The 24,071-nt window shown below is 67.7% G+C and carries 26 protein-coding genes; 9 read left to right on the top strand and 17 right to left on the bottom strand.

From position 1 onward, the window contains the following. Position 1: 1 nt before the first annotated feature. Genes ACOZ4O_RS09015 through ACOZ4O_RS09030 form a run of 4 tightly spaced genes read right to left on the bottom strand, consistent with a single transcriptional unit; the run spans position 2 to position 3,627 of the window. Complete coding sequence (locus tag ACOZ4O_RS09015; protein ID WP_424524977.1) at positions 2-1,114, bottom strand: tRNA (guanine(26)-N(2))-dimethyltransferase; 1,113 nt, start codon at positions 1,112-1,114, stop codon at positions 2-4. A gap of 42 nt (positions 1,115-1,156) precedes the next feature. Beyond that, positions 1,157-2,467 (bottom strand): malate synthase AceB, encoded by a 1,311-nt coding sequence (gene aceB / locus ACOZ4O_RS09020; protein WP_424524978.1) that lies wholly within the window; start codon positions 2,465-2,467, stop codon positions 1,157-1,159. Continuing rightward, positions 2,460-3,509, bottom strand: coding sequence for an isocitrate lyase/PEP mutase family protein (locus tag ACOZ4O_RS09025; protein ID WP_424524979.1), 1,050 nt, complete (start codon positions 3,507-3,509; stop codon positions 2,460-2,462). Before ACOZ4O_RS09025 ends, aceB begins: the two co-directional genes overlap by 8 nt. Further along, positions 3,502-3,627, bottom strand: a complete 126-nt coding sequence (locus tag ACOZ4O_RS09030; RefSeq protein ID WP_424524980.1) for a hypothetical protein — start codon at positions 3,625-3,627, stop codon at positions 3,502-3,504. Before ACOZ4O_RS09030 ends, ACOZ4O_RS09025 begins: the two co-directional genes overlap by 8 nt. A 207-nt stretch (positions 3,628-3,834) precedes the next feature. Here ACOZ4O_RS09030 and ACOZ4O_RS09035 point away from each other — a divergent pair, with 207 nt between their 5' ends. The 3 genes from ACOZ4O_RS09035 (at position 3,835) to ACOZ4O_RS09045 (ending at position 6,438) form a co-directional block, all read left to right on the top strand. Further along, a complete protein-coding gene (locus ACOZ4O_RS09035) occupies positions 3,835-4,173 on the top strand; it encodes a hypothetical protein (RefSeq protein WP_424524981.1) in 339 nt (112 codons plus the stop codon). Between the two features lie 320 nt (positions 4,174-4,493). Further along, entirely contained in the window at positions 4,494-5,642 is a 1,149-nt protein-coding gene (locus tag ACOZ4O_RS09040) for an MFS transporter (RefSeq protein WP_424524982.1), read from the top strand. A 97-nt stretch (positions 5,643-5,739) separates the two neighbouring features. Then, on the top strand, positions 5,740-6,438 hold the full coding sequence (locus ACOZ4O_RS09045; protein WP_424524983.1) for a class I SAM-dependent methyltransferase: 699 nt from the start codon (positions 5,740-5,742) through the stop codon (positions 6,436-6,438). Here the strand turns inward: ACOZ4O_RS09045 and hisH are convergent. Genes hisH through ACOZ4O_RS09065 form a run of 4 tightly spaced genes read right to left on the bottom strand, consistent with a single transcriptional unit; the run spans position 6,435 to position 8,536 of the window. Then, positions 6,435-7,148, bottom strand: a complete 714-nt coding sequence (gene hisH / locus ACOZ4O_RS09050) for an imidazole glycerol phosphate synthase subunit HisH (RefSeq protein ID WP_424524984.1) — start codon at positions 7,146-7,148, stop codon at positions 6,435-6,437. The two genes, ACOZ4O_RS09045 and hisH, sit on opposite strands and share 4 nt — an antisense overlap. Positions 7,149-7,207: 59 nt before the next feature. Continuing rightward, complete coding sequence (locus ACOZ4O_RS09055; RefSeq protein WP_424524985.1) at positions 7,208-7,795, bottom strand: uracil-DNA glycosylase; 588 nt, start codon at positions 7,793-7,795, stop codon at positions 7,208-7,210. A 25-nt stretch (positions 7,796-7,820) separates the two neighbouring features. After that, entirely contained in the window at positions 7,821-8,363 is a 543-nt protein-coding gene (locus tag ACOZ4O_RS09060) for a DUF99 family protein (RefSeq protein WP_424524986.1), read from the bottom strand. Beyond that, a complete protein-coding gene (locus ACOZ4O_RS09065) occupies positions 8,360-8,536 on the bottom strand; it encodes a DUF5786 family protein (RefSeq protein WP_424524987.1) in 177 nt (58 codons plus the stop codon). Before ACOZ4O_RS09065 ends, ACOZ4O_RS09060 begins: the two co-directional genes overlap by 4 nt. Positions 8,537-8,605: 69 nt before the next feature. Here ACOZ4O_RS09065 and ACOZ4O_RS09070 point away from each other — a divergent pair, with 69 nt between their 5' ends. Both ACOZ4O_RS09070 and ACOZ4O_RS09075 read left to right on the top strand, forming a co-directional pair. Further along, on the top strand, positions 8,606-9,217 hold the full coding sequence (locus ACOZ4O_RS09070) for an MBL fold metallo-hydrolase (RefSeq protein ID WP_424524988.1): 612 nt from the start codon (positions 8,606-8,608) through the stop codon (positions 9,215-9,217). 61 nt (positions 9,218-9,278) lie between these two features. After that, a complete protein-coding gene (locus ACOZ4O_RS09075) occupies positions 9,279-9,428 on the top strand; it encodes a 50S ribosomal protein L40e (RefSeq protein ID WP_424524989.1) in 150 nt (49 codons plus the stop codon). Positions 9,429-9,486: 58 nt separating this feature from the next. Here ACOZ4O_RS09075 and ACOZ4O_RS09080 read toward each other — a convergent pair whose 3' ends face one another. Beyond that, positions 9,487-9,987 carry a DUF367 family protein gene (locus tag ACOZ4O_RS09080; RefSeq protein ID WP_424524990.1) on the bottom strand — a complete coding sequence of 167 codons (501 nt, stop codon included), beginning with the start codon at positions 9,985-9,987 and terminating at the stop codon, positions 9,487-9,489. 80 nt (positions 9,988-10,067) lie between these two features. Here ACOZ4O_RS09080 and ACOZ4O_RS09085 point away from each other — a divergent pair, with 80 nt between their 5' ends. Further along, complete coding sequence (locus ACOZ4O_RS09085; RefSeq protein ID WP_424524991.1) at positions 10,068-10,388, top strand: nuclear transport factor 2 family protein; 321 nt, start codon at positions 10,068-10,070, stop codon at positions 10,386-10,388. On the opposite strand, the gene serS is transcribed toward ACOZ4O_RS09085, so the two are convergent. The 8 genes from serS to ACOZ4O_RS09125 form a co-directional block, all read right to left on the bottom strand. Further along, positions 10,385-11,758 (bottom strand): serine--tRNA ligase, encoded by a 1,374-nt coding sequence (serS, locus tag ACOZ4O_RS09090; RefSeq protein WP_424524992.1) that lies wholly within the window; start codon positions 11,756-11,758, stop codon positions 10,385-10,387. The two genes, ACOZ4O_RS09085 and serS, sit on opposite strands and share 4 nt — an antisense overlap. Before the next feature lie 53 nt (positions 11,759-11,811). Then, positions 11,812-12,015 carry a hypothetical protein gene (locus ACOZ4O_RS09095; RefSeq protein ID WP_424524993.1) on the bottom strand — a complete coding sequence of 68 codons (204 nt, stop codon included), beginning with the start codon at positions 12,013-12,015 and terminating at the stop codon, positions 11,812-11,814. Between the two features lie 2 nt (positions 12,016-12,017). Continuing rightward, positions 12,018-12,479, bottom strand: coding sequence for a universal stress protein (locus tag ACOZ4O_RS09100; RefSeq protein ID WP_424524994.1), 462 nt, complete (start codon positions 12,477-12,479; stop codon positions 12,018-12,020). Continuing rightward, positions 12,479-14,167 carry a sodium:solute symporter family transporter gene (locus tag ACOZ4O_RS09105; RefSeq protein WP_424524995.1) on the bottom strand — a complete coding sequence of 563 codons (1,689 nt, stop codon included), beginning with the start codon at positions 14,165-14,167 and terminating at the stop codon, positions 12,479-12,481. The genes ACOZ4O_RS09100 and ACOZ4O_RS09105 overlap by 1 nt, the downstream gene beginning before the upstream one ends. Then, complete coding sequence (locus ACOZ4O_RS09110; RefSeq protein WP_424524996.1) at positions 14,167-14,550, bottom strand: DUF4212 domain-containing protein; 384 nt, start codon at positions 14,548-14,550, stop codon at positions 14,167-14,169. The genes ACOZ4O_RS09105 and ACOZ4O_RS09110 overlap by 1 nt, the downstream gene beginning before the upstream one ends. A gap of 41 nt (positions 14,551-14,591) precedes the next feature. Continuing rightward, on the bottom strand, positions 14,592-16,586 hold the full coding sequence (gene acs, locus ACOZ4O_RS09115) for an acetate--CoA ligase (RefSeq protein ID WP_424524997.1): 1,995 nt from the start codon (positions 16,584-16,586) through the stop codon (positions 14,592-14,594). Between the two features lie 84 nt (positions 16,587-16,670). Beyond that, entirely contained in the window at positions 16,671-18,341 is a 1,671-nt protein-coding gene (locus ACOZ4O_RS09120; protein ID WP_424524998.1) for a bacterio-opsin activator domain-containing protein, read from the bottom strand. Positions 18,342-18,449: 108 nt separating this feature from the next. Further along, entirely contained in the window at positions 18,450-20,363 is a 1,914-nt protein-coding gene (locus ACOZ4O_RS09125) for an acetate--CoA ligase (RefSeq protein ID WP_424524999.1), read from the bottom strand. A 208-nt stretch (positions 20,364-20,571) separates the two neighbouring features. On the opposite strand from ACOZ4O_RS09125, the gene ACOZ4O_RS09130 reads away from it, so the two are divergent. Genes ACOZ4O_RS09130 through ACOZ4O_RS09140 form a run of 3 tightly spaced genes read left to right on the top strand, consistent with a single transcriptional unit; the run spans position 20,572 to position 23,987 of the window. Further along, the gene (locus tag ACOZ4O_RS09130; protein ID WP_424525000.1) at positions 20,572-21,087 is read left to right on the top strand and encodes a hypothetical protein; all 516 of its coding nucleotides are present in this window, start codon (positions 20,572-20,574) and stop codon (positions 21,085-21,087) included. Between the two features lie 47 nt (positions 21,088-21,134). Next, a complete protein-coding gene (locus ACOZ4O_RS09135) occupies positions 21,135-22,046 on the top strand; it encodes an MBL fold metallo-hydrolase (RefSeq protein WP_424525001.1) in 912 nt (303 codons plus the stop codon). Positions 22,047-22,055: 9 nt separating this feature from the next. Then, positions 22,056-23,987: an AMP-dependent synthetase/ligase gene (locus ACOZ4O_RS09140; protein WP_424525002.1), complete on the top strand. Its 1,932-nt coding sequence runs from the start codon at positions 22,056-22,058 to the stop codon at positions 23,985-23,987. Positions 23,988-24,071: the final 84 nt, after the last annotated feature.

The following is a 24,071-nucleotide window of genomic DNA, read 5'->3' on the forward strand; positions in this document are numbered from 1 at the left end:
CCTACGGGGCGAGGTCGCGCAGTTCCGCGACGGACGCGGTCGTCTTGAACGTCGTGCCGCCGTAGTGGGCGCGTGACGCCTCGTGCCCGCCGTCGCGGACGGCGTCGAGGAACTCGTCCATCCCGACCGCGGGTTCGTTCCAGCGCTTGTAGAGCTTGTGCTGGTCGTAGTGCGTGGGTTCGTGGAGTTCGCCCGCGATGCGTTCGAGGAGGCGTTCCGCGCGCTCCGCGCTCCCCATCTCGCCCGTGAGCTCTCGCACCACGTCCCCGACGAACTCGGCGTCGTGCGCGGCGCCGAGCCAGACGGGGCCGGCGGTCTGCACGCCCTCCCCGCAGTTGGGGCAGGCGTCCGGCGACTCCGGGAGGAGCGTCTTCTCCGTCCAGCGGTGGAGGCAGGCCTCGCAGTGGTGGATGTAGCCGAGTTCGTCGATGGCGGCGTTCGCGTCGGTCGCGCGGTGGGAGAGGTCGAGGTAGGTGCGAACGTAGTGGTCGCTCACGTGGCTCAGAATCGGCGTGACGCCCACGTCGTAGCGCGCGGCGGTGCGGGCGAACGCGGACAGAAGCACCCTGAGACCCATCTCCGCGTGGTACTCGGTGTTCCGGGGGACGGTCGAGTACTTGCGGACGCCGGATTCGAAGTGCGCGCCGCAGAGGGGCGCGGTGTCGGTCGCGGTGACGCAGACGAGGTCGCGGGCGTTCGCGAGCGCGGCGTCCGCGAACGGAATCGGCGTGCCGAACGGGTCGATATCCACCACGTCGAAGTACGCGTCCTTGTCGTGGAGAACGGCGTTCGCGTCCTGATGCACGGCCGTTCCGTCGAGGTCGTTCCGGCCGAGGTTCCGACGGGCGAGCGAAACCGCGTCGGGGTCGGTGTCGGCGAGCGTGACGTTCCAGCCCTCGTTCGCCGCGCGAACCCCACGAATGCCGCTCGCGGCGGTGGCGTCGAGGTAGCTGTCGGCCTCCGGGGTGCGCTCGCGGTACGCGCGGAGCGCGGCGACGGTGATGTCGCGGTTTAGCTCCTGACCGGGGTTGAAGAACACGCCCTCCGCCGCGCCCTCGCCGCCGCCGGACTCGGACTCGACCTCCACCGTCACCGCACCCTCCTCTACGAGCATACGCTGACTCCGCGACCCGCCGAAAAAAGCCCCGCGAATCGGTTACTCGCCGACCGCGGCCGCGCGCTCCACGACGTCCTCGCTGTACCGCTTCGCGAGTTCGTCGTGCTGGTCGGGACGGTGCTCGTACACGTCCTGGAACAGCGTGATGGGCGTCTTCGCCGCCTGATAGGTGGCTTCGTCCCACATCCGGTCGTTCTGTATCTCCACGGTGACGCCGTCGACCTCGATGGTCGCCTCGCGCGTCATCGCGATGGCGCCGGTGCCGGCTTCCTTCGCGGCCTCGAACTGCTCCATCGAGTCCACGATGTCGTCCATGCTCGGCACGTAGGACGCCCGCGACAGCAGTTCCTCGCGGAGCTCCTCGCCGTCGCACTCCCGGGTCTCGGTGCCGGCCTGGAACCGGTAGCCGTCCGCGGTCTCCTCAATCCAGAGGGAGTCCCCGGGGTAGGTCCAGCGGCCGTCCGACTCGTCGAGTTCGACCTCGCCGCTGCCGTCGTCGAGCAGCCACTGGCCGGACTCGGGCGGGAGCGGGGCGGTGTTCGCCTCCACGACCTGTCCGGGCGTGAGCGACCAGATGCCGGTCATGCCCTTCGCGCGGTTCGCCTCCATGCGGTCGCGGTAGCCCGCCACGTCCCGGATGTCGTCGTAGGGACCGTCCACGGCGACCAGTCCCGCGGCGCTCGCGCCCCGCGACGTGTTGTGCCGCAACTCCGGCCACTCGGGGAGTTCGCCGGTCGGCGTCATCGCCCGCATGTCCTTCGTGTAGTCGACCTCGCCGTCCACGAGCAGGAACATGCGTTCGAGGTTGTTGCTCGGGTTCCCGATTTCGGCGCGGAGGTCGCTCATCGCGAGTTCGGCCTCCCCGGACTCGATGATGACGGACATCGAGAGGCTGCCGGGGTCGAGGCCGTGCTCGGTTTCGACGATGGTGATGAACTCGTCCGCCTTCTTCCAGTCGTCGAGGTCGCCGACCTCGGGAATCACGAACCCGTCGATGTCGTCGACTGCGCCGTTCTCGGGGTCCGCGATTTCGAGCATGTGCTGAAACCCTCGATACCGGGTTTCGGGGCTGTCGCGGTGCCAGACGACCCGCGGATGGACTTCGCCGGGGAAGTCGGCGCCGTGCTCCGAAACGACGTCCGTGATGTTCCGCGCGCCCTCGTCGCGCATCGACGGCGCGGTCGCGTCCTCGTTGTCCGGCACCCACACGTCGGGCGCTTCCAGCCCGCGGAGTTGTGCGGCGCGCCGCAGCATCTTCGCGGAGTCGTCCTCGCCGTCCACCGCCGTCGGGCTCGTGAAGAACGACCGCACGAACGCGCGGTCGTAGTGCCGGTCGGTCGGGTCAGTCATCCTGCGTTGGCTCCGGTGCGTCTCCGTCGGACGTGATGGGGTCGGACTCGTCCTCGGTGAACCCCGCGGACTCCTCCATCCGCCGCTTCGCGTCCGGGTCGAACTGCGCCTCGATCTCCTGGTAGCGCGGCACGAGCGACATCTCGTGGTGGCTCTCGGTCTCGTGGCCGAGATAGCGGTCTTCGAGGTCGAACTGGGCCTGCTCGTCGTTCTCCGCGATGTTCTTCATGTCCTCGTACACCGCGTGCGCGCCGGAGTGGAGGGCGTACAGCGTGATGAACTGGTACGTGTAGCCGAGGTCGCCGAGCTCTTGGAACGTCAGCGGGTCGTCCTGTTCGCTCCACGCGAACGACGACGAGTAGTTGAACGCCAAATCGAGGTCGGGGTGGGTCTCGTGGATGGTCTCGGCGTAGTTGACGGCGTCCTCGCGGCTCGGGTCCGGCATCTCGGGCCAGACGAGGTCCGCGCCGGCGTCCGCGTAGAGGCGGCCGCGTTCGAGGTGGTCCTCCCAGTCGCCGTTCGCGGAGCCGTAGGAGTCGATGCGGGCGATGATGACCGTGTCCTCGGACTGCTTCGCGTCCACGGCGGCCTCGATGCGGGCTCGCGCGTCCTCCTGTGAGACGACTTGCTTGCCGGCGATGTGGCCGCAGCGCTTCGGCGTGGTCTGGTCCTCGATGTGGATGGCGGCGACGCCGGCCTTCTCGTACTCGCGGACGGCGCGCCGGACGTTGTGCGTGCCGCCGTAGCCGGTGTCGCAGTCGGCGACGACGGGGAGGTCGGTGGCTTCGACGATTCGCTTCGCGTTCTCCACCATCTCGGTCATCGTGACCATTTCGAGGTCGGGGAAGCCGAACTGGCCGAGGACGGTGGAGTAGCCGCTCATGTAGGCGGCGTCCAATCCGGCGCGCTCGGCGAGTCGCGCGTCCAGCGCGTGGTAGAGGCCGGGCGCGAAGACGTAGTCTTGGTTCTCCAGCTTCTCGCGGAACTCGCGGCCGGCCGGGTTGTCGATGTCGCGGTAGGTGTAGTCCTTGTAGTCACTCATTGGTCTGGATGCGGTGGCTGAGGACGGATTCGTCGTAGTCCTCGCGGGGGTCGGTGGTGTTCGTCAGGTCCGGGACGGCCGGCGCGCCGGTGTTGTCTATGTCGGTGTATTCGGGCATTGTGTCGTGGTGGCTGGCGATGGTCGATAAGCGGTGCGAGCGTCGGAGGCGCGGTGGTGTACTGCCATTGCGTTCAGTCAGGTGCGAAACACCACGATAAAGTTAATGATTGATAATGTAATATGGCTGGATACGCATTAATAATCATTAAGGTCACAGTGGTGGGGCAATCGAACCGGCTAAACCACGCCCCCACCAAAACCGCCCGTGACGGACGACTGGCGCGACACCCTCCAAGACACCGGAGAACTCACGCCCAGCATCGTCCAACGAATCCTCGCCGAACACGGCGACCGCGGCCAACGCGCAATCGAAGCCGTCAGCGAACGCCGCGTCAAAGAATACAACGACTTCACAGTCGTCGTCGGCCACCACGACGAATACGTCATCGAAAACGGCGGCTGTCACTGCCAAGACTCCACCTACAACATCGACACCGACCAAGGCCAACGCTGCTGGCACGCCCTCGCCGCCGACATCGCCCACGCCATCGACGAACTCGACCACCACGACATGTACTACTCGGACGTCCGGGATTTCCTCTAGCAAGCCCTTTTGCCGGCGCTCTGCGCCGGCAAAACCTCAAAGGAAGACGCGAAGCGTCTTCCTGTATCCAGCAGAATCTTCGATTCTGCGCGACCTTGCAGATTCCCAACCCTTGCCGTCGGCTCACGCAGACGGCGGCCTACCGGCCGCCGCGGCATCCCCGGAACCACTGTCGTCCCGCGCTGCCTCCGCCTCCGCCACGCTCCGCATCCGCGCCGCCACGCTCCGCATCCGCGACTACCACCCAATTTCCGTGTTTATTTTCCTCACAGTTCTCGCGAATCATCACGTTCAGGTGGCTGCTCGTCCTGACTCGACGGGTGGACAGTCGCTATCGCTACCCCGCGCTCTACTTCGTGTTCTTCGCGGCGTTCAGCGGGTTCGCCGCCTTTCGGAACGTCCTCCTCGAGGAGATGGGGATGTCGGGCGTCGAGATGGGTTTCGTCGGAATGGTGATGATCGTCGCGGGCGTCGTCGTCCAACCCCTCTGGGGGTTCGTCGCCGACTACACGCGCTCACCCGCTCGCGTTCTCGTCGCCGCCGCCACCGTCTCCGCGGTCGCGCTCCTCGCGTACCCGCTCGGTGCGAGTCTGTCCGGCGGCGCCTTCCTCCTCATCACCGCCGGCACCGCGCTCTTCGCCGTCGGCCGCGCCCCAATCGTCCCGCTGTCGAACGCGCTCGTCCTCCGCGAAGGCTTCGACTACGGCTTCGCCCGAAGCTTCGGCTCCACCTCCTTCGGCATCGCCGTACTCGTCATCGGCTTCCTCCTCGCGTACACCACCACCCTGCTCGTCGTCTACCTCTACATCGCCGGCATGGTCGTGTTCGTCGCGCTCGCGCTCACCATCCCCGACGACGAGGACTCTGTCCTCCAGGGCGGCCTCGGCACGCAAGCGCTCGGACTGCTCGCCCGCCGCCAGTTCCAGGTCGTGCTCGTCGCCGCGTTCCTCCTCGGGTTCGTGTCCCGGTCCGGCGACGCGTTCTTCTCCGTCTACATGCGCGCGGTCGGCCTGGGCGACGGCTACACCGGCGCCGCGTGGGCGGCCAAAACCGTCGCCGAAACCGTCGTCTTCCTCGCCGTCGGCCGCACCGCGCTCTCCTACGGCGGCCTCGTCTCCCTCGGCGGCCTCGGGTTCGCCGCCGGCTACGCCGGTCTCGCCGTCTTCCCCACGCTCGGCTCCGTCCTCCTCGCGAACGTCGGCCTCGGCGTCGGCCTCGCGCTCCTCTTCTTCGCGCTCGTCAATCTCGCACACGACTGCGCGCCCGACGGCCTCCATTCCACCGCCCAAACCCTCCTCACGAGCGTCGGCGTCGGCGCGGGCGGCGCGCTCGGCCACATCGTCGCCGGCTGGCTCACCGACGCCGTCGGCGTCCAGAACATGTTCGCCTACCTCGCCGCCGCCTCCGTCCTCCTCGCGCTCGTCGGCATCGGCGTCAACGCCGTCGCCGACCGCAGGACGCCCGCCTGATTCCGGACGACCCACGACAACCGCGCTGGGAGCCCTTCGAACCCGCGACCGATTCGCGGTCGCTGGCTTTTCGACACTTCGACCGACAGTTCCGCCTATGACGGACGTTCCAGACACGGTTACGGACGCGCTCGCGGACGTTCCGGTCGACGGCGCTGTCGCGCTCGAAGCCGGCGCGGGCGTCGGAAACGGAACCGCGGGCCTCCGGAACGCGGGCGCGGCCGCCGTCTACGCGGTCACCGCCGACCGCGCCCACGCCGCGAGCGTCCGCGAGCGCATTCCGGCGGCCGCCGTCCTGCAGGCCGACCTCCGGTCGATTCCGCTCCCCGACGATACGGTGGACGTGGTGTTCGCGCACGCGCTCTTCAACGTCCTCACGAACGCCGAAGCTACCGCTATCGCGGACGAACTCACGCGCGTCGCCGCCCCCGACGCCTGGCTGGTCGTGGACGACTACGCGCCCGTCGGACGCGACGAACCCATCCGTCGGCTGTTCGGCGTCGAGAACGCGCTCGCCGAACTCGCTGACGGCCGTCCCGCGTACGTCTTTCACCCTGACACGGAACTTCGGGCGCTGTTCGAAGCGCGCGGGTGGACGCACGAGCGAACCCGCGACATCCTCGAACCGGTTCCGTGGCCCCGCGACCTCTTCGACGCCCACCTCGACGCCGCCCGCGACACCGCCGCCAGCGTCCCCGACCACCTCGCCGACCCGCTGCTCGACCGCGCACGCGAACTCACCGAGCGCGCGCCGAACTCCACGGGGCGGATGTACAGCGTCGCGATGCGCCGCTAGCGCTCAGAACAGATATCGACGAAGTTCCGGAGAATCGTCAATCCTGTTTCTCCAGATTTCTCCGGGTGGAACTGCGTGCCGAACACGTTCCCCGCCTCGTTCGCGACGACGGACGCGAACTCCACGTCGTAGTCAGTCGTCGCGACGACGTTCACCTCGTCCTCGGGTTCGGCGTAGTAGGAGTGCACGAAGTACGCGTACTCTCCATCGACGGAATCGCCCCCGGTTCCGTCGGCCAGTCGCGTCTCCGACGAGACGTTGTCGACGCCGTCGACGAGCGGGTGGTCACGCTGTACGTCGAGTTCGTTCCAGCCCATGTGCGGGACCTTCTGACCCTGACTGAACCGGACGTTCCGCCCCGGAATCAGACCGAGTCCGTCGACGTCGCCCTCGCCGTCGCGGGTAGCTTCCTCGCTCCCCTCTAGGAGCATCTGCATGCCGAGGCAGATGCCGAACAAGGGCGTTCCCGCGTCCGCCACGTCGAGGAGCGTGTCACGGAACGGCCCCGCGTTCTCCATACCCTCGCTGAACGCGCCGACGCCGGGGAGGACGACGCCGTCCGCGTCCACGATTTCGTCGGTGTCGTCGGTGATGGTGACGTCGGCGCCCGCGCGTTCGAGGCCGCGCGTCACGCTCCGGAGGTTCCCCAGGCCGTAGTCAACGACGACGACCGCCGCCGCCGCCTGCCGCTGGGCGTCCGTAGTGCTCATGTTCGAGGATACGCCGACCGCGGGCAAGTCGTTTTCCCCTCCGGCGCTCGACTCCGCGGTCAGTAGTCGTCGAACGTCGCCTGCCCGCCCTCGACGCCCGCGATGGTCGCCGCCTTCTCGATGGTCGCGTCGAACGTCGCCTCTTGGCTGCGGTCGTAGAGCGTCGCCGCGGGATGCACGCAGACGAGTACGTCCCGCCGCGTCCCTGCGATGTCGATGGTTTCGACGGTGCCGGCTTCGTTGGTCACCGCCACATCTCGCTCGAGCAGGTGCTCGCTCGGCACCTTCCCTAGGGTCACTATCACCGCCGGGTCGAGCTGGTCGATTTCCGCCTCGAGATAGGGCCGACAGTTCGCGAGTTCTTCGGTGCTCGGGTCGCGGTTGTCCGGCGGCCGACACCGCACGCAGTTCGTGATGCGCACCCGCTTGCGCGGCAGGCCGTGCTCGCCGAGCGCGGAGTCGAGCACGTCACCGCTCCGTCCGACGAACGGCACGCCCTCCTGGTCCTCCTGCTCGCCCGGCGCCTCCCCGACGAACACCACGTCCGCGTCCGCGGGCCCCGTGCCGTTCACGATGCGCGACCGCGACGACACGAGGTCGCTGCAGCGCTCGCACGCGGTCACGTCGAGGCCGTCCATGTTCTCCATACCAACCTCTGGCTCGCCGGGGAAATTAATCGGTGCGGTAGTCGTCCGCGGCGCGCGCCGCGAGCCGTGCCACCCGCACCGGCTCCGGACGGCCGCCCTCCGGTGTGAACGCCCGAACCACGCCCGCGGGGTCGTCACATCCTATCGACCGCACGAACACCGACTCGTCGTTCACGGACACGCGCTCCCGCGGGGGCTGGCGCTCGTAGCGTTCGAGGCGCTCCCCGGGCGTGTCGAACTCCCGGCGAATGGCCTCGCTGAGTCCGGGACTCGATTCGAAGGAGATGGAAAGTACGGGTCGCTCGACGGCGTCGTGAATCCGCGTGAGGTCGAGGATATTGAACCACGCGGGCGCGATTCCCGCGAGCACGACGTACCGGACGTCCGGCCGGTCGAGGTCGCTCCAGAGGTCGATAATCCGGCTGGTGGCGTCGAGACCGCCGACGGTACACGAAGCAAAACAAACGTCGTCCACGACGCGGTCGGCGCGCACGACGGTGCCGGCGAGCGTCGAGCGCTCTCCGGTGTAGGATTCCGCGACGCCGAGCGCGCGCGTCCCCGGTTTCACTCGCTCTTGATGTCCTTGAGTTTGTCGAGGAGTTCGTCGTTCGACGCCTCTATCTCGTAGTCGACCTCCCCCCTGTGTGCGTGTTCTTCGGTATCGACGCTCGCGCTCTCGTCGATGTCCGAGTCGAGGTTCTGATTCTCCTGTTCGGACTCGTCGTAACTACCGAAGCCCATGTATGTTCCTACGGACGACGGATTCAAAAATTCCCCGCCTATTTGTCACCGCCGTTCGTTCCCTCAACTATGGACGTCACGACCGTCACCGCGGACGCGGAGAGTTTCACGTGCAACGCCTACCTCGCGCTCGACGGCACGCCGACGCTCGTGGACGCGGGCGCGATGCCGGGCGTCGCGGACGTCGTCCGCGAGCACGCCGACACGCTCGATCGCGTCGTTATCACCCACCAGCACGGCGACCACGTTGCGGAACTCGACGCGGTGGTCGACGCCTTCGACCCCGACGTGTACGCGTACGCCGACCACCCCCATCGAACCCACGAACTCGCCGACCGCGACACCCTCACCATCGCCGACGAAACATTCGAAGTCGTGCACACGCCCGGTCACGCCGACGACCACGTCTCGTTGGTCTCCGACACCAGCCTGTTCAGCGGCGACGTGGTCGTGCACGACGACGGCGCGTTCGACGACGGGAGCTTCGGCCGCACCGACATGCCCGGCCAGGACCGCGGCACGCTCGTCGAGAGCATCGAACGCCTCCTCGCCCGCCTCCCCGACACCGTCGAACACATGTATAGCGGCCACGGCAGCGTCTTCCACGGCGACGTACGCGCCGTCGTGGAGCGCGCGCTCGAACGCGCCGACCGCCGCGAACCGAAGTACCCCGACGAGTAGGCGGAGCGGCGAGTGGGCGTGTTTCTCAAGGTTTAAACGCCTCGGCGTCGAGAACTCCCGTATGAGCAAGGAAATCTCCATCGAGGACCGACTCCTCGGCAAACAGGTCTGCATGCGCTGCAACGCCCGCAACCCCCAGGAAGCCGCCCGGTGTCGGAAGTGCGGCTACGGGAAGCTTCGCCCGAAGGCCCGCGAACGCCGCTCCACGTAATTCTCGACCGTTTTCGTTCGTTTTCCCTCGCCCGTGAGCGCCACGCTCGCGGACCCACTCACTCCTCGCCCGCGTCGAGGTATTCCTGCTGGATTTCGACGACCTCGGTCGAGTCCTCGCACTCCGCGTACCGCCTGAGCGGTTCCTCGTTCAGTTCGAGAAAGGTGTGGCCCCAGGTGAACTTCGCGAGGATTTCTTCGGCGTGCTCGCGGTGGCCGAGGATGCAGAGCGCGCCGGCGAACGCTTCGACGGTGTTGAGTTGGAACGGCTGGCCGTAGTTCACGGGATTCGCGGCGACCAAGAACGGAAGCGCGCGGTGGTCGCCCGGCATCTCGAACATCGCCTTTTCGGCGGTCTCCCACGAGCAGTCGAGCGCGACGAGTCGCTGGTGGGCGGCGTCCGCGGGACTGAGTGCGGTGTCGGCGTGCGGGTTCAGGACGACGCCGTACGGCGTCTCGCGGTTCGTGCGGTGGAGGGCGGCGAGGTCGAAGCGCGCGAGCTTTCGCGCCGTGCACTTCGCGGGGTCGTCGTCGCCCTCGTACCGAACGTGTAACTCCACACCGCTGCTTCGCCACGGGCGGGCAAAAACACCGCGTTCGCCCCACACGTTTCTTGTCCGTCGAGCACTCACGCCGGGGTATGGACTCGGTCGACCTCGCGCACGCCTACTACGACGCCATCGACGCGGGCGACTACGAGGCGCTCCGAGCGGTGCTCGCGCCCGACTTCGAACACGTCCGCCCCGACCGCACGCTCGCGGGCCGCGACGAGTTCGTTTCCTTCATGCGCGACGACCGCCCGCGCACCGACACCAAACACGTCGTGGACTCGGTGACGGCGGGCGTGGACGGCGCGGTCGCGCACGGCCACCTGTTCGCGCCCGACGAACTCATGTTCGCGTTCGTCGACGTGTTCGAAACCGACGAGAGAATAGCGAAACTGCGGACGTACGCCGACTAGTCCTGCGCGCCGAGCGCGCTCTCACCGACCTTCTCACCGCCCTCGATGACTTCCTGGCCGCCCATGTACGGCTGAAGGGCCTCGGGCACGTCCACCGTTCCGTCCTCGTTCTGGTAGTACTCCAGAATCGCGACGACGATGCGCGGCACCGCGAGCCCCGACCCATTCAGCGTGTGGACGTACTCGGCGCTCTCGTGTTTCTCCGGCCGGTACTGGATGCCGGCGCGGCGTGCCTGGAAGTCCTCGAAGTTCGAGACCGAGGAGACTTCGAGCCATCGCCCGCCCACCGCGGGGCCGTCCTCCATGTCGTCGCCGGGCGCCCACACTTCGAGGTCGTACTTCTTCGCCTGCGTGAACCCCAGGTCGCCCGTACACATCTCCAGAATCCGGTAGGGGAGTTCGAGGCGCTGGAGGACTTCCTCCGCCTCCGCGACGAGCCCCTCGAAGCGCTCGTAGCTCTCCTCGGGTTCGACGAAGTTCACCATCTCGACCTTGTTGAACTGGTGGACGCGCACGATGCCGCGCGTCTCGGTGCCGTGCTCGCCCGCCTCCCGGCGGAAGTTCGGCGAGTAGGCCTGGTGCTTGAGCGGGAGGTCCTCGCTGAGGAGGATTTCGTCCCGGTACATGTTCGTCACCGGGACTTCGGCGGTCGGGAGGAGCCAGAGGTCGTCGTCGTCGTACTCTTCCTCGTTCGACCCGCCGAGCCGGTACGCGTCCTCCGTGAACTTCGGGAACTGGCCGGTGCCGCGCATTGACGCCGAGTTCACGGGAATCGGCGGGAACACGTCCACGTAGTCCTGCTCGCGGTGAACGTCCAGCATGAACTGGACGAGCGCGTGTTCGAGTCGCGCGCCGTCGCCCTTCGCGAAGTAGAACCCGCCACCGGAGACTTTCGCGCCGCGCTCGAAGTCGAGGATGTCCAGTTCCTCGCCGAGGTCGTAGTGCGGCACCACGTCCTCCGGGAGGTCGCGGCGGTCGTCGAACAGTTCGCGGCGGCGCTCGACGTTCTCCGACTCGTCCTCGCCCACCGGCACGCTCTCGTGCGGAATCTGAGGGAGTTCCAGCAGGCGCTCTTCGAGTTCGGCTTCGAGGTCGTCCGCCCGCTCCTCGACCTCCTCGATGCGCTCCTTGAGTTCGCTCGACCGCTCGATGGCTTCCTCGGCCTCCTCCTCCTTCCCCTCCTGTTTGAGTTGGCCGATCTTCGAGCTGACTTCGTTGCGTTCGTGGCGGAGGTCGTCGCCCTCGGCCTTGAGGTCGCGCCACTCGTCGTCGACCTCCAGAATGCGGTCGAGGTCGACGTCGACGCCCTTGTTGTCGAGGGCTTCGCGCACCGTCTCGGGGTTCTCCCGGACGAACTGGCGGCTGAGCATACTCTCGCTTCTGTCGGGGCCGCCAAAATCGTGTCGGAGTGCGGGGGCGCGGGCTACTGCTGCGCCCGCGCCATCTTCAGCGACGTGAAGAACCCGAAGTAGGCGATTACCCCCGCGAACATGCAGAGGTAGTACGCCCAGTCCGGGCCGTTCGTCAGGTCGAACAGGACGTTCACGCCCACGACCCAGGCGACGGCGAACACGAGGTCCGCCATCATCCCGGACTTCTGCTCGCGGACGGAGTCCAGCACGCCCATGGTCAGTCCTCCGGCTCGAAGTCCACGACGAGCACGGGCTTGCGGGTGGAGCGCAGCACGCGCTCGGTCACGCTCCCGAGGAGCGCGCGGCGCACGCCGCTGCGGCCGTGACTGCCGATGACGACGAGGTCGATGTCCTCGTCGTCGGCGTACTTGGAGACGACCGCGTGCGGCTGCCCGACCCGCACCGCTTCCACGACGTCGATGCCGTGGGCGCTCGCGGCGTCGGCGACCGCGCCCGTCGCGTCGTTCGCTTTCTCCTCGACTTCCTCCATCTCGCCGAGGTGGCCTTGGCGGATGCGGTCTACTTGCTCCGCGCCGAGCCCGAAGCTCACGGCGTCCACGTCGACGACGTAGAGCGCGTGAATCTCGGCGTCGTACTTCTCAGCGAGGTCGACCGCGTGCTCGATGGCGACCTCCGAGACGTCGCTGCCGTCGGTCGGGACGAGAATGCGGTCGTACATCAGGCGTCACCTCCCTCGACGTCCTCGCCGCCGTCCGTGGACACGACTTCTTCCGCGGACTCCATGCGGTCCATCGGCTCGGGGCTGTGACACTGCCGGACGAGGCGTTTCGTCTCCATGTCCGGCTCTTCGGTCGCGAGCGACACGGCGATGGTGACGATGAACACCACCGGAACCGCGACGAGCGCGGAGCCGATGGCGGGCACCCACTGCGCGAGCACCGGTGAGATGGTGCTATCGAGCGACGAGACGTACGTCGGCAGCACTTCGTTGATCATCGGGATTATCCAGATGATGAGGCCCGTGGTCATGCCGGCGAGCGCGCCCTGACGGTTCGTGTTCTCCCACCAGAGACCGAGGAAGAACATCGGGAACAACACTGCACCGGCGAGCGAGAACGCGTACGACACGAGCGCCGCGATGGGGGCCGCGGGGTTGAGCGCGGCGAGCGTCGTGATGACGCCGAGCGCGACGATGCTCAGGCGACCGACGAGCACCTGCTGGCGCTGGGTCGCGTCGGGGTTGATGATGTTCGCGTAGATGTCGTGCGAGATGGCGGACGACCCGGCGATGAACAGGCCGGCGACCGTCGCGATTGCGGCCGCGATACCGCCCGCGGCGACGAGGCCGACGAACCACGTCGGGAGGTTCGAGAGCTGTGCAGCGAGCACGACGATGACGTCACCGGCCGCGCTCGTCATTCCGGGGTCGCCGTACACGTCACCGATCTGGTTCGAGTAGAGGTCGGTGCCGAACGCGGCGAACGCGGGCGAACTCAGGTAGAGGAGGCAGATGAAGCCGAGCCCCCACACCGTCGACCAGCGCGCCGTGCGCTCGGACTCGACCGTGTAGAACCGCACGAGGACGTGCGGGAGGCCGCACGTGCCGACCACGAGAGAGAACGCGGTCGCGATCCAGAGGTAGTAGCTCTGGTGGACGAACGGCTCGCTGAACTCGTTGCTCAGCACGCTGAACATCTCGCCGTACTCGATGTGCGGGAGGACGGTGGAGTAGCCGTTCACGTAGCCGACGACGTAGAGGCCGGCGAGGAACGCGACGATGAGGATGACGTACTGGACGGCCATGTTCTTCGTCGCGCCCATCATACCGGAGATGCTCAGGTAGCCGACTGTTATCGTCATCATGAACACGACCATCGACTGGTAGCCGGTGAGGCCGAGGATGCCGAGGTCGCCGAAGATGTAGAGGCCGACGAGGCCCATGCCGCGCGCCTGCCCGATGGCGTACACGAACCCGATGAGGAACGTGGTGACGGCGGCGATGGCGCGCGCGGTGTCGGAGTTGTAGCGGTCGCCGACGAAGTCGGGTGCAGTGTACTTCCCGAACCGCCGCATCTGGGCGGCCATGAAGATGAGGAGGATGAAGTACCCGGTCGACCAGCCGACGACGAACGCGAGCCCGTAGAACCCGCTCAGTGCGATGAGCGCGGCCATGCCGAGGTAGGACGCTGCGCTCATCCAGTTCGCGCCGATGGCCATGCCGTTCTCGACGTTCCCGATGGAGCGTCCGGCGACCCACATGCCCTCGGTGTCGGCGACCTTGAACACGAAGCCGATGACGAGGAACAGTCCGAGCATCGCCAGCACGAGGATGGCGGGGATGAGCTTGAACGAGACGTTCAAGCCCTCGGGGAGCAGCCCGCTCTGCATCGGAAGGAGGAGACTCATCAGGCGTCACCTCCGTGGCTGATTCCGTACTTCTCGTCGAGCGCGTCACGGCGGCGCGCGTACCAGACGGAGAGGATGAGCGCGCCCGCGGGAGCGCCGATAGCGACGAGGAAGTAGTGCAGCGGGAACCCGCCGGGGATGGTCATCGTCATCGTCTCGGGCGCGAGCGCGGTCGCGGTCACGGGTCCGAACACGAGCACCGCCCAGATGACGAACCCCGTCCAGATGAGTCGGAGGTGGTCGCGCATGAACTCCGTGCTGGGTTTGAGGAGGTTCACTTCCTCTTCGAGGTAGTTCGTCTCCCGGTGGCGTTGCGCCGCGGTGGTGCCGCCGTCGGGAGCGGTTCGTTCGCCGTCCGAATCGTGCCTGTCATTTTCTGTCATAGTGTCTCACGTGAATATGGTGGAATCGCGTTCGTTGGTGGTTAGTTGCGTGCCTGGTCGCGGATCGTCTCGACGATTTCGGGGTTGCGGAGCGTCGAGGTGTCGCCGAGCTCGTCCTCGTTCGCCACGTCCTCGAGGAGGCGGCGCATTATCTTCCCGGAGCGCGTCTTCGGGAGTTCGGGCGTGAACACGACCTGTTCGGGGCGCGCGATGGGGCCGATGGCGTCCTCGATGCCTTCGACGATGCGCGCGCGGAGGTCGTCGTCGCCCTCGTAACCGTCCTCGGTGATGACGTACGCGTAGACTGCTTCACCCTTGATGTCGTGGTCGCCGCCGACGACGGCGGCTTCGGCGACGCCCTCGACGCCGACGATGGCTGACTCGATCTCCATCGTGCCGAGGCGGTGCCCGGAGACGTTGATGACGTCGTCCACGCGGCCGAGCACGGTGATGTAGCCGTCGTCGTCGATTTTCGCGCCGTCCTCGGGGAAGTACACCCAGTCGTCGGGGTCGTCGCTCTCGGTGTCCGAGTACTCGGCCCAGTACTCGTCGATGTAGCGTTCGTCGTTCTTGTAGAGCGTGCGCAGCATTCCGGGCCACGGCTTCTGTACCGTGAGGTAGCCCGCGCGCCCGGGTTCGATCTGGTCGCCCGCGTTGTCTACGATTTGTACGTCGAGGCCGGGGAGGGGCGGGCCGGCGCTCCCGGGTTTCATCTTCTTCACGCCGGGGAGCGTCGTTATCATCATCCCGCCGGTCTCGGTCTGCCACCACGTGTCGACGATGGGGCAGTCCTCGTTCCCGATGTGCTTGTAGTACCACTTCCACGCCCGCGGATTGATCGGCTCGCCGACGGTTCCGAGGAGGCGGAGGCTGGAGAGGTCGTGCTGGTCGGGGTACTCCGACCCCCACTTCATGAACGACCGAATCGCGGTCGGCGCGGTGTACAGCTGGGTCGCCTCGTACTCCTCGATTATCTCCCAGAGCCGGTCGCGCTCGGGATAGTCGGGCGTTCCCTCGTACATCATCGTCGTCGTCCCGAGCGCGAGCGGGCCGTACACGATGTAGGAGTGGCCGGTGATCCAGCCGATGTCGGCGCTGCAGAAGTAGGTGTCCTCGGGCTTGATGTCGAGGACCGCCTGACTCGTCCACGCCGCCCACGAGAGATACCCTCCGGTCGTGTGTTTCACGCCCTTCGGCTCCCCGGTCGTTCCCGAGGTGTACATCAGGAAGAGCATGTCCTCCGCGTCGCGCTCGACGGGGTCGACCGTCGCGCCCTCGTTCGCGGCGACCACGTCGTCGTAGTCGCGCTGGGTGTCGGTGAGGTCGTGGCCGAAGCCGTCGTCGCCGAGGCGGTCGACGACCACCACGTCAGAGACCTCGTGGTCGACGCCGCCCAGTCCCTCGTTCGCCTTGTCGAGGTGGTCGAGCGGGTCGCCGCGGCGGTAGTAGCCGTCGCAGGTTACGAGGTACTCGGAGTCCGCGGCGTTCATCCGGGTCGCCAGCGCGTCGGCGCTGAACCCGGCGAACACGACGGAGTGGGGCGCGCCGATGCGCGCGCAGGCGAGCATCGCGATGGGGAGTTCGGGAATCATCGGCATGTAGAGCGTCACGACGTCGCCCTCGCCGACGCCCATCTCCCGGAGTCCCGCGGCGAACTCGTTGACCTCGCGGTGGAGTTCCGCGTACGTGTACGTCCGGTCGGCCTCGTCGGTGGGTTCCCCGACCCACTCGATAGCCGCCTCGTCGCCGCGCTCGTCGAGGTGGCGGTCGAGGCAGTTCGCCGAGGCGTTCAGGCTCCCGTTCGTGAACCACTCGAAGAACGGCGGGTTCGAGTCGTCCAGTACTTGGTCGTAGTCCGAGTCCCAGTCGAGGAGGTCCGCGGCGGCCTCCCAGCACTCGGGCCAGTTCTCGTCGAAGTCATCGTAGATATCCCCCGTAGCGACGTTCGCCTGTTCGACGAACGCCTCCGGCGGCTCGAACTCGGCTTGTTCTTCGAGCCGCGCTTCCAGTTCGACATCCGTGTCGTCGCCTGACATGGTGTAGCGTAATAGTTGATAATAGGCATAAAAAGCACACTCGCTAATTATCGTAATTCGACGCGGGGAACTGAAGCCGTCATCCTACGCGTCGTCGGCGAACGCGGCGGTCAGCAACTTTTGCTGGGCCTTCCGGAGGTGGTTGTGGAGCGTCGGCGCCGAGACGTCCATCGCGTCCGCCAACTCCTCCGCCGTGCTCCCGCGCGGCCACTCGAAGTACCCGCCGAAGTACGCGGCGCGCAGGGTCGCGCGCTGCTTCTCCGTGAGGTCCTCTTGGAGGGTCTGCCGGAGGTCAGTGGTCTGCGGTCGGCGCTCCGTCTCGCGCTTCGAGTGGAGTTCCACGCCGGAAAAGCGGTCGGTGACGGCTTCGACGACGCCACGCACGTCCACGGCCTTCGGGAAGACCGCGGTGAGGTCGGCGTCGCCGTCCGCGACCGAGAGCGACTCCACCGCGCCCCCGCGGTCCACCACGACGCCCGTCGGCGTGTCCGCGGAGACGACGCACTCCAGGTGCGCGCGGTCGCCGTGGTCGCGGATGAGGCGCACGTCCCGCACGCGGTCGTCCTCGCCCGCGTGCGCGAGGATGTCCTCCACCGAGGCGCCGCTCGTGGTGACGAAACAGAGGAGGTCGCCGTCCTCCACGGGCACCAGGCCGTCGAGGTCGAACGCGCAGTCGAGTTCGCGGGACGCCGCGACGAAGAAGGACCCGGCGGTGATGTCGAAGGCGAGTTCGACGCCGGTGTCCGCGACGAGCAGGCGTTTGCGCTCGACCGCGGCGGTCGTCCAGCCGATTCGACGGCCCGCGTCCACGAGGAATTCCCGCAGTCCCTCGGTTTCGGTGGTCTCGGTGACGGTGCAGAGGAGGCCGTGGGTGGTGCCGTTCGACCGTATCGAACTCACCGCGACGACGGCGTCTCGCCCCCAGCGCTCGGCGTCGAGCGCGCGCTGGGCGAACGCGCCCTGCTCGTCCACGCCGTGGCGGCCCAGCAGCCCGGTCTCCTGCACGCTCTCGCGGAGCGTCGCGCGCGCCGTCTCCGCGTCGACGCCCGCGCACTCCCGGAGGTCGCCGTGCTCGTCGCACGTCCAGACCGCCGGGAGCGAGGGAGCGAGCGCCTCGCAGGCCGCGCGGTCCACCGCGTCCCGGGTCGACACGTCCGCGAGCGCCGCGCCCAACCGCCGCGACGCGCCCGCGAACGCCACCGCGTCGTCCGCCGTTTCGTCCCCGTCGTCGGTCATCGCGGCCGCGATTTCGCGGTCGGTCGGGTGTTCGAGGTACGGTTCGAGGCTGTCGAGGCTCGCCCAGCCACCGGTCGCGCGCACCACGCGCGGGTCCACGCCGTCGGCGAGGTGGCGGCGAGCGAACCCGCCACGGAGGTCGCGCGCCGCGGCGTCAGCGAGTCGGTCGTCACCGTCGGACGCCCGGGTCGCGACCTCGGAGACGAGCATCTGGAGTCGCCGCGGCGTCACGTCGAACACGCGCTCGTCCTCCCCGACGTTGTTCGCGTTCACGTACCGCTCGAACTCGCGCGCCACGTCGTCGGGGACGTACGCGCGCCGGCCGTCGTTCGGCACGCGCAGGAACGCGTGCGTCCGTCCGTCGAACGACCGTTCGGTCAGGTGGGCTGGTTTCACGTCCGCGAGTTCGCCCGACCGCAGGCCGACGCGCCCGCAGAGCGCGACGACGAGCGCCTCCCGATACGTCCGCGCTGCCCGCGCGACGCGCTCGTACTCCGCGACCGTCAGCGCCCCCCTCATACTGTTTCGGAAAACCCCAGTCTCCCGAATAAGTGTTGGGGTGACTACAGCCCGCTCGTTTCAGATTCGCTCGACAGCCGTCGAAACGGAACGAGCACGTTTCGGCTTCTACGAGGATTCCGAAACGTCGTCGACGATGGATTCGAGTTCGCCGACGATTTCGGGGTTCCGGAGCGCCGAGGTGTCCTCGATGGCGTCGCCGTTCGTGATGCGTTCGAGGTAGCGCCGCATCAGTTTCCCAGAGCGCGTCTTCGGGAGGTCGGGCGTGAACACGACCACGTCTGGCGCGGCGAACCATCCGATTGCGTCCGCGACGGCCTCCCGCACCCGCTCGCGGAGCGGGTCGGTCGCGCTCACGTTCTTCCGCGGGCTGACGTACGCGTACAGCGACGTGCCCGCTTCGCCCGACCCGCCGACGACGGCGGCTTCGGCGACGCCCTCGACGCCGACGATGGCGGACTCGACCTCCGCCGTGCCGAGCCGACGGCCCGCGACGTTCAGGAGGTCGCCGCGCCGCCCGAGCAGCCGAATGTAGCCCTCGTCGTCCACGGTCGCGGTGTCGCCGGTGTCGTACGTCCAGTCCTCGCGAGTCGCGGCCTCGCGGAGTGAGTCCGCCATCCCGGGCCACGGCCGCGTCACCGCGAGCATCCCCGACTCGCCCGGGTCGACGGGGTCGCCGCGCGCGTCCACCACCGCCGCGTCGACGCCCGGAATCGGCGGTCCGGCCGCGCCCGGCCGCATCTCGTCCACGCCCGGGAGCGTCGAGAGGAGGATGCCGCCCGTCTCGGTCTGCCACCACGTATCCACCACCGGGCACTCCTCGTTCCCGATGTGCTCGTAGTACCACCACCACGCCGTCTCGTCGATGGGTTCGCCAACCGTGCCGAGGAGGCGGAGGCTGGAGAGGTCGTGCTGGTCGGGGTACTCCGCGCCCCACTTCATGAAGGAGTGGATGGCCGTGGGCGCGGTGTAGAACACGTCGACGGCGTTCCTCTCCACAATCTCCCAGATGCGGTTTCGCTCGGGATGGTCGGGCGCCCCCTCGTACATCACGGTGGTCGCGCCGAGCGCGAGCGGGCCGTACACGATGTAGGAGTGGCCGGTGATCCAGCCGACGTCCGCGCTGCACCAGTGCGTGTCCTCGTGGGAGAGGTCGAGGACGTTCCGGCTCGTCCACGCGACGTGCGCGAGATACCCGCCGGTCGCGTGGCGGACGGCGGTCGGTTCGCCCGTCGTGCCCGACGTGTGGATGACGAACAGCGTGTCGTCGGCGTCCCGCGGCACCGGCTCGACCTCCGCGCCCGCGTGGTCGTCCACGAGGCGGTCGTAGGCGTAGTCGCCGTCGAGCGCGCGGCCGTTCCCGAGGCGGTCCACGACGACCTGCTGGACGGACTGCGGCACCGCGAGCGCGGCGTTGTCCGCCTTCCCCTTCAGGTCGTACGCGGTGCCGCGGCGGTAGTAGCCGTCGCAGGTCACGAGGAGCGTCGAGCCGGTGTGTTCGAGGCGGGTGGCGAGCGCGTCCTTCGAGAACCCCGCGAACACGACCGAGTGCACCGCGCCGATGCGCGCGCAGGCGAGCATCGCGATGGGGAGTTCGGGAACCATCGGGAGGTAGAGCGTCACCACGTCGTCCTCGCCGACGCCGAGGTCGCGGAGCGCGGCCGCGAACGCGTTCACCTCACGCGAGAGGTCCTGATACGTGTAGGTCCGCGTCTCCCCGCGTTTGCCCTCCCACTTGATTGCCGCGCGGTTCTTCCGTCCCGCCTCGACGTGGCGGTCGACGCAGTTCGCCGCGGCGTTCAATTTCCCGCCCGCGAACCACGTCGCGCGGTCGCCGTCCTCGTCCAGCACGTCGGCGTACTCGCTGTTCCAGTCGAGGAGGTCGCCCGCGGCCGCCCAGCACTCGGGCCAGTTCGCGTCGAACTCGTCGCGCAGCGGGTCGGTGACGTTCGCGTCCGCTGTGAACCCTGCCGGTGGCGCAACTTCCGCCGGGCGCTCCCGCCCGGGTCGTCCATCGTCCATCGTCTCACACAGAGGTTTGGGGCGCGCGCCCATAAGAGTCGCCCCGTCGCCGCTACCCCGTTCAATTTAGTGCGCGGCATCGAACCGCGACAGTTCCTCGGTCGGTCCCTCCACCGCGACGCGCGTTCCGATTCGAGTTCCCGCGTCCAACCCACGAACTCCTCGATATTCCACAACATTTGTGAGTGATTAGAATGGATGCTAGGCCGTGAATAGACGCGCGTTCGTCGCCGGCACCGTCGGCGGACTGGCCGCGCTCGCCGGCTGTGGCTCCTACACGGACCCCGACACGCAACCGCCGCGCGCGTACCGACTATCGTTCTTTTTCGGCCACGAGAATCTCACCACGCTCTCGGTCGATTCGAGCGATATCCTTCCGTCGGCGCAGGCGCTGGTACACGGTCAGGACGACGCACGCGACGTCTTTCGAGATATCGAGTCGTTCTCGCGGGCGTACTCGCGGTACGTCCGGATGGACTACGAGGACCGGTTCGTGGGGGTTACCGCGCTCAAACTTCCGGCCGACCGAACTGTGTTGGGGGGAGGCGGCCGCCTCGACGGGCGGACGTACTCGGTGACGGTCGACCTCGAACCGCAGGAGCCCGTGACGAGCGGGCCGAACTGGGAGTACGTCTTCGAAACCTGGCTCCTCGGGGAGACCGAGCCACCGCGACGCACCGAGTTACAGGTAACCGTGAACTCCGGGACGCGGACGACGACGTGACAACCGGGGTATCAACGTTTTTGCGTGCGCGCCACCGCGCTTCGAGTATGCAACCCGGAGACGTCGCCACGGTTCCCTCCTGTACCGACATTCACTACGTGGACACCGGTATGTACGACACCGCGGAGTACGGCGCGGTCTACATCGTGGACGCGGAGCGCCCCGCCATCGTCGACACGGGCATCGGCACGAACTACGAGCGCATCCTCGACGCGCTCGACGAGGTCGGACTCGCCCGCGATGACATCGAAGTCATCGCGCCGACGCACGTCCATCTCGACCACGCGGGCGGCGCGGGCCTGCTCGCGGAGGCCTGCCCGAACGCGGACGTGTACGTCCACGAACTCGGCGCGCGCCACCTCGTCGACCCGGGTCGCCTCGTCGCCGGCACGAAGAACGCGGTCGGCGACCAGTGGAAATTCTACGTCGAACCCACCCCGGTCCCCGAGGAACGCGTCGTCGAACTCACCGACGGCGACCGAATCGACCTCGGGTCGCGCGCGCTCGACGTGCATCACGCGCCCGGCCACGCGCCCCACCAGGTCGTGTTCCACGACGACCTGGACGACGCTGCGTTCGTCGCGGACGCCGCCGGCATCTACGTCCCCGACCTCGACGCCGTCCGCGAGACCAGTCCGCCGCCGAACTTCGACCTCGAACAGTGCCGCGACGACGTGGCGATGCTCCGCGACCTCGCGCCCGACACGCTCCTCTACCCGCACTTCGGGCCGGTCGCGGACGACGTGGACGACCGACTCGCCGGGTACGCGGACACGCTCACCGAGTGGGTCGAGGCGGTCGAAGAGAAATACGAAGAACTCGGCGACGAGGAGGCGGTGCAGGAGTACTTCGCGGCCAACGCCGAAGTCACGGGCGTCTGGGGGTCGCTGAAGGCCCGCGAAGAAACGGCCATGAACGTGCGGGGAGTGTTGCGATACCTTAAGCACTCCCAGGACTAACCCCATGGTATGAATTGGCAGGACGCGGAGCGCGAGTACGACGACGAGGTCATCGGCCGAACGACGCTCCCGCGGCTCTTCGAGGACGCGGCGGAGCGACACGCCGACCGGCCCGCGCAGGGCTACAAGGGCGGCGTCTACGACCGGACGCTCACGCCGGACGTGCTCCCCGAAGCGCCCGCCGGCGAGTACGCCCACCTCACGTACGACGAGATGCGGTCGGTCGTGCGGAACCTCGCCGCGGGCTTCCGCGACCTCGGCGTCGAACCCGACGACCGCGTCGGCGTCTTTGCGCACACCCGGATGGAGTGGGCGCAGACCGACTTCTCCGTACTTGCCGCGGGCGGCGTCATCACCACCGTCTACCCGAGTTCGAGCGAGCGCCAGGTCTCCTACCTCCTCGGTGACTCCGGCGCGACCGGCGTCGTCGTCGAGAACCAGGAACTCCTGGACCGCGTGCTCGCCGTCGAGGACGACCTCGACGTGGAGTGGGTGGTCGTGATGGACGAATTCGAGAGCCAGCGCGACGACGTGTACTCGTTCGCGGATGTCCACGAGCGCGGCCGCGAAGCCTACGACGAGGACGCGTATCTCGGGTGGCTGGACGAGCGCGACCCCGACGACCTCGCGAGCCTCATCTACACGTCCGGGACGACCGGCCAGCCGAAGGGCGTGGAACTCACGCACTGGAACTTCCGGTCGAACGTCAATCAGTGCCGAGCGCGTTTCGGCCCGCGGCCGGACAAGGGCGACGTCCCCGCCATCACGGAGGAGAGCCGCCTCGTCTCCTACCTTCCGCTCTCGCACGTCTTCGAGCGGCTCTCCGGGCACTTCCTCCAGTTCGGGAGCGGCAGTCACGTCTGTTACGCGGAGTCCTCCGACACGCTCCAGGAGGACATGGGACTCGTCAAGCCGACGACGGGGACGAGCGTCCCGCGCGTGTACGAGAAACTCTACGACGCGGTGCGCGAGCAGGCGTCGGACTCCGCGCTCAGCGAGCGCATCTTCGAGTGGGCGGTCGGCGTCGCGCGCGACCACTACACGGCCGAGAATCCGGGGCTCGTGCTCTCCACGAAGCACGCGCTCGCGGACAAACTCGTCTACTCGAAGGTCCGGGACGCGCTCGGCGGGAACATCGACTACTTCATCAGCGGCGGCGGCAGCCTCGACCCAGGGCTCGCGCGGGTGTTCCACGGGATTGGGCTCCCGATGCTCGAAGGCTACGGACTAACTGAGACGAGCCCCGTGGTCGCCGTCAATCCGCCGGAGAACCCGACGGTCGGAACCATCGGGCCGACGGTGGTCGATACGGAGGTCGAGATAGACGAGTCGGTCGCGACACCCGAGCAACGCGAGCGCGCCGACGGCACCGCGGGCGAACTGCTCGTGCGGGGGCCGCAGGTGTTCTCGGGCTACTGGGAACTTCCGGACGCGACCGAGGCGGCGTTCACGGAAGACGAGTACTTCCGCACCGGCGACGTGGTGGAACTCCGGCCGGATGGCTACATCCAGTTTCTCGAACGCGCGAAACAGCTCCTCAAGCTCTCCACGGGGAAGAACGTCGCGCCCGGCCCCATCGAGGACGCGTTCGCGCAGTCGCCGCTCGTGGAGCAGGTGATGGTCGTCGGTGACGACCGGAAGTTCGTCGGCGCGGTCGTCGTGCCGAACGTGGAGGGCATTCGGAAGTGGGCGGACCGCGAGGACATCGACCTCCCCGATTCGGACGCGGCCCTCTGCCAGGACGACCGCGTGCACGAGCGCATCCGGCGGGAGGTCGACGCCGTGAACGAGGAATTTGAGGATTTCGAGACCATCAAGCAATTCGTGCTCGTTCCGGAAGAGTTCACGGAGGAGAACGAGATGCTCACGCCGTCGCTGAAGAAGAAGCGCCGGAACATCGAGGCGCGCTACGCGGACGAAATCGAGTCTCTCTACGAGTAACGCAGTCGAGGCGATATTTTCCGACTATGTGTGGTTTTGCTCCGGGGAAATTTGAGAGTTCAACATTCCACTGAGGGAAAACGC

Origin of the sequence: Salarchaeum japonicum (assembly GCF_049705945.1) — an archaeon.
Taxonomy (GTDB): domain Archaea; phylum Halobacteriota; class Halobacteria; order Halobacteriales; family Halobacteriaceae; genus Salarchaeum; species Salarchaeum japonicum_A.

What these genes read in the sequence shown, in the direction of transcription:
- ACOZ4O_RS09015 (WP_424524977.1), bottom strand. Translation starts at nt 1,114, where the DNA reads ATGCTCGTAGAGGAGGGTGCGGTGACGGTGGAGGTCGAGTCCGAGTCC.
- aceB (WP_424524978.1), bottom strand. Translation starts at nt 2,467, where the DNA reads ATGACTGACCCGACCGACCGGCACTACGACCGCGCGTTCGTGCGGTCG.
- ACOZ4O_RS09025 (WP_424524979.1), bottom strand. Translation starts at nt 3,509, where the DNA reads ATGAGTGACTACAAGGACTACACCTACCGCGACATCGACAACCCGGCC.
- ACOZ4O_RS09030 (WP_424524980.1), bottom strand. Translation starts at nt 3,627, where the DNA reads ATGCCCGAATACACCGACATAGACAACACCGGCGCGCCGGCCGTCCCG.
- ACOZ4O_RS09045 (WP_424524983.1), top strand. Translation starts at nt 5,740, where the DNA reads ATGACGGACGTTCCAGACACGGTTACGGACGCGCTCGCGGACGTTCCG.
- hisH (WP_424524984.1), bottom strand. Translation starts at nt 7,148, where the DNA reads ATGAGCACTACGGACGCCCAGCGGCAGGCGGCGGCGGCGGTCGTCGTC.
- ACOZ4O_RS09055 (WP_424524985.1), bottom strand. Translation starts at nt 7,795, where the DNA reads ATGGAGAACATGGACGGCCTCGACGTGACCGCGTGCGAGCGCTGCAGC.
- ACOZ4O_RS09065 (WP_424524987.1), bottom strand. Translation starts at nt 8,536, where the DNA reads ATGGGCTTCGGTAGTTACGACGAGTCCGAACAGGAGAATCAGAACCTC.
- ACOZ4O_RS09070 (WP_424524988.1), top strand. Translation starts at nt 8,606, where the DNA reads ATGGACGTCACGACCGTCACCGCGGACGCGGAGAGTTTCACGTGCAAC.
- ACOZ4O_RS09075 (WP_424524989.1), top strand. Translation starts at nt 9,279, where the DNA reads ATGAGCAAGGAAATCTCCATCGAGGACCGACTCCTCGGCAAACAGGTC.
- ACOZ4O_RS09085 (WP_424524991.1), top strand. Translation starts at nt 10,068, where the DNA reads ATGGACTCGGTCGACCTCGCGCACGCCTACTACGACGCCATCGACGCG.
- serS (WP_424524992.1), bottom strand. Translation starts at nt 11,758, where the DNA reads ATGCTCAGCCGCCAGTTCGTCCGGGAGAACCCCGAGACGGTGCGCGAA.
- ACOZ4O_RS09095 (WP_424524993.1), bottom strand. Translation starts at nt 12,015, where the DNA reads ATGGGCGTGCTGGACTCCGTCCGCGAGCAGAAGTCCGGGATGATGGCG.
- ACOZ4O_RS09100 (WP_424524994.1), bottom strand. Translation starts at nt 12,479, where the DNA reads ATGTACGACCGCATTCTCGTCCCGACCGACGGCAGCGACGTCTCGGAG.
- ACOZ4O_RS09105 (WP_424524995.1), bottom strand. Translation starts at nt 14,167, where the DNA reads ATGAGTCTCCTCCTTCCGATGCAGAGCGGGCTGCTCCCCGAGGGCTTG.
- ACOZ4O_RS09110 (WP_424524996.1), bottom strand. Translation starts at nt 14,550, where the DNA reads ATGACAGAAAATGACAGGCACGATTCGGACGGCGAACGAACCGCTCCC.
- acs (WP_424524997.1), bottom strand. Translation starts at nt 16,586, where the DNA reads ATGTCAGGCGACGACACGGATGTCGAACTGGAAGCGCGGCTCGAAGAA.
- ACOZ4O_RS09120 (WP_424524998.1), bottom strand. Translation starts at nt 18,341, where the DNA reads ATGAGGGGGGCGCTGACGGTCGCGGAGTACGAGCGCGTCGCGCGGGCA.
- ACOZ4O_RS09125 (WP_424524999.1), bottom strand. Translation starts at nt 20,363, where the DNA reads ATGGACGATGGACGACCCGGGCGGGAGCGCCCGGCGGAAGTTGCGCCA.
- ACOZ4O_RS09135 (WP_424525001.1), top strand. Translation starts at nt 21,135, where the DNA reads ATGCAACCCGGAGACGTCGCCACGGTTCCCTCCTGTACCGACATTCAC.
- ACOZ4O_RS09140 (WP_424525002.1), top strand. Translation starts at nt 22,056, where the DNA reads ATGAATTGGCAGGACGCGGAGCGCGAGTACGACGACGAGGTCATCGGC.